We start from the raw sequence: 7,844 nt of genomic DNA, 5'->3' as shown, positions 1-7,844 counted from the left end.
GCTCTGCCTCCGGCAGCCGAATACTCGCTCCGCTCGTTTCGCGCGTCCCCGCGCGAATTCCCGCCTCCGGCGGGGCGTTATGGAATTTCCCTCCGGGAATTCCATAACGTGCATTCCTCCGGAATGAAAAGAGAATGGGAGGATTGGCGTTCCTCCGGAACGGAAAATATAGCAAATTGGCGTGCCTCCGGCACGGAAAGAAGCCTGTTTTGTTTACGGGTTAAGGCTAACTTAACCGAGAGTGCGTTTTATCCGTTTCCCTGGGTGGATGTTGGAGGAATATCCGATTCCTTTAAAGGTGATCTTTTTGATTGGAATCCACGGAATAAGTAAACCACCGAATACCGGGATGAAGGAATAGGGCCCCCTCCGGGGTCCCGTTTCCTGGGTAGAGGGGTAGAGCTGAAAGGACGCCCCGGTGCCGTCGACAATGAGGGGCACTGCGTGGCAGCAGTTCCACACGCCGCCTACCGCTCGCCCTCTACGCCCGGCACCTTGGCCCTGGCCCTTTACGAACCCCCTCGCCGCCGCCCCGTTGACGGAGCATGGGGCGGTGAACCGGCCCACGAGAGCCGCCCGCAGTTTTTGTGGTCTTGTGGAAAGGTGACCGCCGGCGCCACCCACGGTCGTACCGGGGTGGTGCGGGCAGCGCTCGCGCCACAACCAGCCGCAGCACCAGGTGGGTTGGTGTCTGATGCGCCCAACGGGGTTCGGATGCATAGCCGTTCTGCCACACTGGCGTGAAGGACGGCAACGGGGGGTTGCATGACGAGCGTTGTCCTGGTCCACGGGACCGGCGTGCGCGATGACGGATATACCGCGCTGTTCGATCTGGTCGCCGGGCACCTGCGGAAGCTGGACCGTGATCTGACCTTAGTGCCCTGCTTCTGGGGTGAGAAGCACGGCGCCCACCTCCACCGCGATGGCGCTTCGCTGCCTCCCCGGCCTGGTGAAGCCGACGCCCGGCCAGCGGAGCCTACCCGCGAAGAGACACGCCTGGCCTCCTGGGCCCTGCTGGATGCCGACCCCTTCGCGGAGCTGCTCCTGCTCGCCGAGGAAGAGCAACGCCACGTCGAAAGGTATGTGCCGCGGCAGGACGACACCCCACCGGAGGATCTCTGCCCGCGCCTCGACGCACTGAGCCACGACCCCGGGGTACGCGAAGCGGCCACCGCACACGGGGTGCGCGCGACGGAGATCGAGGCCGCAGCGCGCGAGGTGTCCGAGTTTTTGGGCACCACCTTGCGGGAGACGACGTCACCACTGTCAACGCTGCGTCAGCTCACCGCGCGGGCCGTGGTCGCGACAGCGCTCGCTTCGGCCGACCAGCGCTGGGATCCCGCGGGCACCAGCCTGGACGGCAACAGTGTGGACGAGCTGCTGGCCGCGGTGCTGGCCGCGTTGGGTGAGCCGGGAGCGGCCCTCGGCTTCGTCTCCAGTGTCACGAGCCCGGTGTGGCTGCCGTTTTGGCGCAGTGCGGAGTGGACCGCCTCGTGGCGGGTGCGCCGGCGTCGGCCGCATCTGAGCCGGCAGGCCGCACCGCCCATCGGGGACATCCTGCGCTACCAGACGCGAGGCGAGGGACTTCGTGACCACATCGCACAGGTGCTGCGCGCGGCGGCCCCTCCGGTGGTGATCCTCGCTCACAGCCTCGGCGGTGTGGCCTGCGTCGATCTGCTTGCAAGCGAGGACCACAGCAGCTCGGTCAAGGCCCTGGTGACCGTGGGTTCCCAAGCGCCGTTCCTCTACGAGCTGGACGCCCTGGCCTCCTTGACCTTCGGTCAGCCGCTCCCCCCGTCTTTCCCGCGGCGGTGGATCAACGTGTACGACCCGCGCGACCCGCTCGCCTATGTCGGCGCAGAGATCTTCGGCAGGGACCGGGTCACAGACGTTGCGGTCAACACCGGCCGGCCGCTGCTGCGTGCGCACTCTGCCTACTGGGACCACAAACCGCTGTACCAGCGGCTGGACAGAGAGCTGTTCGATGACGGACGGGATTGATCCGCGGCGTACCCATGCGCTGGTCGTCGCCGTGGAGGAGTACGAGGACGAGGAGTGGAACGTCTCTGGCCCGTACGCCGATGCCTGCGCGTTCATCTCCTGGCTCGTCGATGGGTGCGGGGTGCCGGACACAAACATCACGCTTTTCGCCTCGCCGCTTCCCGCCAGCCGACCCGGGGCGCAAGATCCGCCCGTCCTGCCCGCGGGCCTCCTGACGCGGCAACGGGAAGCGAGCTCCGCCGTGGTGTCCCGGCATTTGCAGGAGGGCATGGAGCACCTGGAAACCGACCTGCTGTGGGTGTTCTGGTCGGGACACGGCTTGATCGACGCCAGTGGCAGTCATGTGCTGGTGCTGTCCGACAGCACGGTGAGGACGAAGCGGGTCATCGACGTGGACGCCCTCCAACTCGCCCTGCAGTCGCAGCGGGTGGGAGTACGCAGAGGCGCGGGCGTGCCGAAGATCGCCGTGGCCGTCAACGCCTGCCAGAACCAGCCGCGTGAGGACTGCATCAGCAAGGTCGAGGTGGGAGTGCAGCAGACCTCCGTCACGGAGCGCGGCATGTTCATCATGCATGCCTGCAGCACCGGCCAGCAGGCACGGATCGCCCCGCGCGGGACGCGGATCCCGGGCGGGGCCGCCAGTCTCTTCCCTCAGACACTGCTGAAGTATCTCGACGACGGCACCCGCCGTGTCCTGCCAGACCTCCATCAGGTCAGCGACCGCGTCGACGCCGAGTTCGAGGTGCTGCGTAAGAAGCGGCTGACCCGGCAGCAGCCGGGCCTGCTGCGGCGCAACTGGGAGGGCCGGACCACCGCCAGCGGCGAGTTTTTGGTGCCGCCCACCGCCGAAGAGAGCCAGCTGGCCACGCTCCTGGAGACAGTGCTGCCCGACGGGTCGGCCCGCGAGGCCTGTGCTGCGCAGCTCAAAAGACGCCTGCCGATCGTGGTGCCGGTCAGTGTCGGCGCAGCCGAGCCGACAGCCCAGCAGATCGTCACCGCCGCCGCCCGCACACCGCACGGCGTGCCGACCCTGCTCGACCTGCTCGCTGTCCTTCCGCAGGCCCGCACCGGCGACGACACGCTGCGTGAAATCCAGGAGGCGGGCTGGCAGCTACGCCCCAACGAGTTCCTCACCGGGGAAGAACACGCCCAGCTAATGGCTCTCCTCGCCGCGGCCGGCCTGCCCGATCCCCGCACCGCAGCCCTGTACGACAGAAGGCTGCGTCACCATGTCGCGGCAGCACGGGACGAGGACGCTCTGCTGCGGTCTTTGGAGGCCGCCGGGTGCCGCAGGGACAGCGGGGCGATTCCGCCGCTGCTGCGCTTCACCTCGCTGGTGGCGGCCGAAGCCGGAGTCCATGCGGGCACCGACGGCGGACTCGCCGCATGGGGCTCGCACGTGGCCCGCCGAACCGGCCACACGACGGTCCTGGCTGCCCAGTTTGCGGCGGCCCGCAAGGAAGCGGCCCGCCGCCGCAGCGACAAGGCATGGCTGCTCATTCGCCTCCATGTCGATGATCCGGAAGCACTCACGGGCGCCGCGCGGTACACGCACTCGGCGTGGCTCGTCGACTCCGCCAACCCCCATCCGCAAGCGCTGCCCTGCCCGGCCGGCAGGAGGTTCGCGCCGTGGCGGCACACCCAGCTGGCGCTCGCGGAGCTGATCGAGCCGTTGCTCGACCTGCGGCGTGAAGGCGCCGAGGATCGCGTCGACCTCGCTGTGGAGTTCTTCTTGCCGCACAGCCAGCTGGAACTGCAGGTGGAACGCATCCCGGTCTGCCATCGCGGAGTGGACAACGTGGCCTTGGGGCAGCTCGCCACAGTCGTCGTCCGCTGCGCCGGGCGGCGGCGGACTTCCTGGGACCGCCGGTGGAAGGCATGTCATCGCATCGAGCTGCCCGGCACACACCACTGGCTCCGCCACGACGCGGACGACCTGCCGGCCCTCAAAACCGCCCTGAACAAAAACCCGTTGGTCGGCTGCGTCGAACTCTGGGGCACCGGCGCCGAGTTCACACCCGCGTTGATGTACTGCGCCGAGGTAGGAGTGCCGGTGATGGCATGGCACCGGCGCGTGGACGGTGTACGGCCCGACGATGACCTCGCCGACCTGCGAGTCCTCCATCCACGCCAATTGCCCGAGGAAGTCCGCCAGCTGCGCGGCGAGGCTGATGAGCCGGCCGTGTGCGGCAAGAATCATCTGGTTCTCCTGTGGGACGATCCGGGTCGTCTTCCGCCCCGGATCCGTCCCCGCGCTCCCGGAAGGATCCCACGCCCGTGACCGGCACCGATTCCACTGAGGGGCTGTTCGGCGACCCACACGACACCTTGCCGGTGCGGCTGCCTGCGGGACCGCCGTGGCGCCGTTTCGGCAGTCGGCGCAAACGCCCGGCCTACGTGATCCAGCGCGGGGACACTGCCGTGGTCAACGCAGCGCTCCAACTGCGGCGGCCCCTGCTCGTCACCGGCTTCCCCGGCGTTGGTAAATCGTCCCTGGCCTACGCCATCGCGGACGACCTTGGGCTCGGTGAGGTGCTGCACTGGGCGGTGAACTCCCGTTCGGTCCTCACCGAGGCGCTCTACCGCTATGACGCTGTGGCCCGCCTCCGGGATGCGGCGGCGCCCGAAAATGCGGGCCATCGCCTGCCGGTGGAGAAGTACGTCGTCCTGGGGCCGCTCGGCACGGCGCTGGCCTCCCCGGCGGGCCGCCCGCGCGTGCTGCTGATCGACGAACTGGACAAGGGAGACATCGACCTGCCGAACGATCTCCTGACCGTGTTCGAGGAGGGGGCCTTCGAGATTCCGGAGCTCAGCCGTGAAGCCGCGGGATCGGGCGGCCGGGAGATCAAGGTGGCACTCACCCGGCCCGTCCCCTACCGGGCCCCCTCCCCGAGAGGTGCACCGGAGACGGTCGGGGCGGACACGGTGTCGGCCAGCGTGGTCGACGGGTGGGTGTACTGCCACGACTTCCCGGTCGTCGTCATCACCAGCAACGGCGAGCGTGACTTTCCGCCGGCTTTTTTGCGGCGCTGCGTCCGCCTCGATCTGGGCGATCCCGACACGGAGCACCTCAAGCAGGTGGTGGAGGCCCAGTTCGGGGAGGAGATCACCGCAGCGGACGAAGACACGCTGGCCGTCGTAGCAGAGATGATCAACGAATTCAGCGCGGCGGGCCGCAACGGACGGCTGGCCACGGACCAATTGCTCAACGCCATCCATCTGCGGCTGAACGCCGTGCACCTCGATCCGTACGTGCTCAACGCGGTGCTCAGGCCCCTGGACAACACGGATCCCGTCCCGTGATCGCCGCTCTGCGCGCGGCGCTCGCGGCTGCCGGCTACGACCCCACGCCCGAAGAACTCGCCGACATCCTGTGGCTGGCAGCGCGACCTCACAGCGGAATGCTCCTAGGACCTGCGGCACCGGGAACCGCGGCAGCAGGCAGGGCCGCCAGGCCAGGCGCCGACAGGGCGCGGGCCGGGCCACAGCCAGCCCCCCTCGAGCAGTCGGGCAACCGTGTGCTCTTCGCGTCGGCCGGCTGGTCCGGCCCGGCGGGCGGCGTGGCCGTCTCGCCGACCCGGATCCCCACACCCCGCGCGCTCACCAACGCGCGAGGCCTTGCCAGATCCCTGCGCCCGCTGCGCTCGACCGTCTGTTCCCACACACACTTCCAACTCGACGTCGCCGCCACGGTGACGGCCCTCGCCGACGGCTTCCACGACATCATCCTCACCCCGGCCCGCGAGCCGCTGCTCGATCTGATGTTCATCGTCGACGACGGCATCTCCATGGCCGTCTGGCGCGACGCGGCGATGGAACTGCACCAGGAATTCCACCGCCTCAAGGCGTTCCGCCGCATCCGGCTGCTGGGCATGAACAGCGACGACCCTGACACGGTCCGATTTCTGGCCGAACCGTTCCGCCCGACCACGCCGGTAACTGCCCCTTCATCTGGCGCCCGTGCCCTGCTGCTGGTCCTCACCGACGCAGTAGGACCGGCGTGGCAGACCGGGACGGCGCAGGAATGGCTTCTGCGCTGGGCGGCGAAGGGATCCACAGCCGTGTTCCACGTCCTGCCCAAGGACATGTGGCCCAGCACCGGACTGCCCACCGTGCGGCTCATGGCCTCCGCTTCGCGGGCCGGTGTCACCAACCCGCACATCCGGCTGCGGCACCCCAGGGTGTCTCGGGACATCCTGCCCGTCCCGTCCCCACCCATCCCCGTGATCGATCTCGTCCCAGGTGCAACGACCAGGTCCTGGGCCCGGCTGGTCGGTGCACCCTCCGGTGAGGCAGCACTGCATTTCTACGATCCGGAGCAACGGCTGGCAGACGCGCCAGCAACGCCCGAAGACGAGGAAGCCGATGGGTTCGCGGAGAACGCGCTCGAGGACTTCCTCGCCCTCTGCTCCGACGAGGCAGGCCGACTGGCTTCCCATCTCGCCTGCGCCGGAAGCGCCTTGACGATCCCGCTGATGCGCCTGGTACAGGGATCGGCGGTGCCGACGTCGGGTCCTGAGCACCTGGCCGAGGTATTCCTCTCCGGCATGCTGATCCCCTACGCACCCGTGACGCAGGACGGCCTCGATCCCCTGCCCCACGAAGTCCTGCCCTGGGACCAGCGCGCGTTCGCCTTCCCCCCGGCCGTCGCCGACTCACTGCGCGAGCTCGTTCGACGCTCCGAGGAACGGGCCACCCACGACTACGTGACCGACTACCTGGCGCAGCGGCACCGAACGGCCAAGGCCGGGCAGGCCCTGATCTCCGATCCGCAAGGAGCCCTGCGCGCGCACGCCGACCTGCCGCTGGGAAGCGTCGGCCCCGACCATGCCGGGCACGGGCGGAGTCGGCAGATCTCCCTCACGACCTTGACGGAACCCCTGAACGGCCTCATGGACCGACTGAACGCCCCGCGCCTGGACTGGGTTCATGAAGCCGTCGCCACCCGAGCCGGAACCGCTGACGCCCAACGGGTGGCAGACCTGCTCATCCTGGCATCCCAGGCGAGCAGGGCGGACGATGCCGAACTGTTCATGGAACTGTGTCAGTTGCTGGAAGAGCTGTCCCACGACCTTGGCAGAGATGAGATGGCCACCGCGTATCGGCGGGCGCTGGCAGATGTGGAACGGAGTGCCAGCGGTCCGTACTTCTTTCTGAGCTACGCGCGCGCTCCCACCGACGAGTCGGATGTCTCCGACCCCAACCTGTGGGTCCATCACCTCTTCCGCGATCTGTGCGAACACGTCGACAGCCTGACCGCATACGACGGCATGCCAGGGTTCATGGACCGATCAATGTCTGCCGGACAGCTCTGGTCCGACGAACTCGCCCGCTCTCTGAGCACCTGCCGCGTCTTCGTCCCCCTGTACTCGCCCCGCTACTTCATCAGCAGATGGTGCGGACAGGAATGGGCGGCGTTCGCTAGCCGCCGTACCCGCTTCCGGGAGCCGGAAGCAGGGGGCAGGCCGAGCGCTATCGTGCCCGCCGTTTGGTCGCCGGTCCCCGCCCACCGCCTGCCCGACGTCGTCAAAGACATCCAGTACGTGACCCCCCACCTCGGCCACCGCTACCGCGAGTACGGACTGTACGGGCTGAGCAAAGTCAGATCGTTCCGCTCGGATTACGAAAGGGCCGTGCTGGCGCTGGCCCAGCGCATCGTCGAGGTCGGCGAAAGCGTCGTGGTGGCACCGGGAAGCCTAGACAGCCTGAGCAGGGCACCGGACGCGTTCACTGGGCTCGGCGGTCATCCTCGGACGCCGTCCAGTGATCTGGGGCGGGAGCGCTTCAGGCTCGACGCGTCGGATCGCTCCGAGCGCTCTGACGACGAGGGATTCTGACATGCC

General features: G+C 68.3%; 5 protein-coding genes. All 5 read left to right on the top strand.

The annotated features are described in order from the left end of the window. A partial coding sequence (locus ACFXC1_RS47495) for a hypothetical protein (protein ID WP_381255606.1) occupies window positions 1–333 on the top strand: 333 nt, incomplete at its 5' end. A gap of 432 nt (window positions 334–765) precedes the next feature. After that, entirely contained in the window at window positions 766–2,001 is a 1,236-nt protein-coding gene (locus ACFXC1_RS47490; protein WP_381255603.1) for a lipase family protein, read from the top strand. After that, window positions 1,985–4,282, top strand: a complete 2,298-nt coding sequence (locus tag ACFXC1_RS47485; protein WP_381255600.1) for a VMAP-C domain-containing protein — start codon at window positions 1,985–1,987, stop codon at window positions 4,280–4,282. The genes ACFXC1_RS47490 and ACFXC1_RS47485 overlap by 17 nt, the downstream gene beginning before the upstream one ends. After that, entirely contained in the window at window positions 4,279–5,304 is a 1,026-nt protein-coding gene (locus ACFXC1_RS47480; RefSeq protein WP_381255597.1) for an AAA family ATPase, read from the top strand. The genes ACFXC1_RS47485 and ACFXC1_RS47480 overlap by 4 nt, the downstream gene beginning before the upstream one ends. Continuing rightward, window positions 5,301–7,838: a TIR-like protein FxsC gene (locus ACFXC1_RS47475; RefSeq protein ID WP_381255594.1), complete on the top strand. Its 2,538-nt coding sequence runs from the start codon at window positions 5,301–5,303 to the stop codon at window positions 7,836–7,838. Before ACFXC1_RS47480 ends, ACFXC1_RS47475 begins: the two co-directional genes overlap by 4 nt. The last annotated feature ends 6 nt before the right edge of the window (window positions 7,839–7,844 follow it).

Origin of the sequence: Streptomyces hokutonensis, assembly GCF_042751305.1 — a bacterium.
GTDB classification, from domain to species: domain Bacteria; phylum Actinomycetota; class Actinomycetes; order Streptomycetales; family Streptomycetaceae; genus Streptomyces; species Streptomyces hokutonensis_A.
This window is presented reverse-complemented; position numbering and strand designations above follow the sequence as displayed.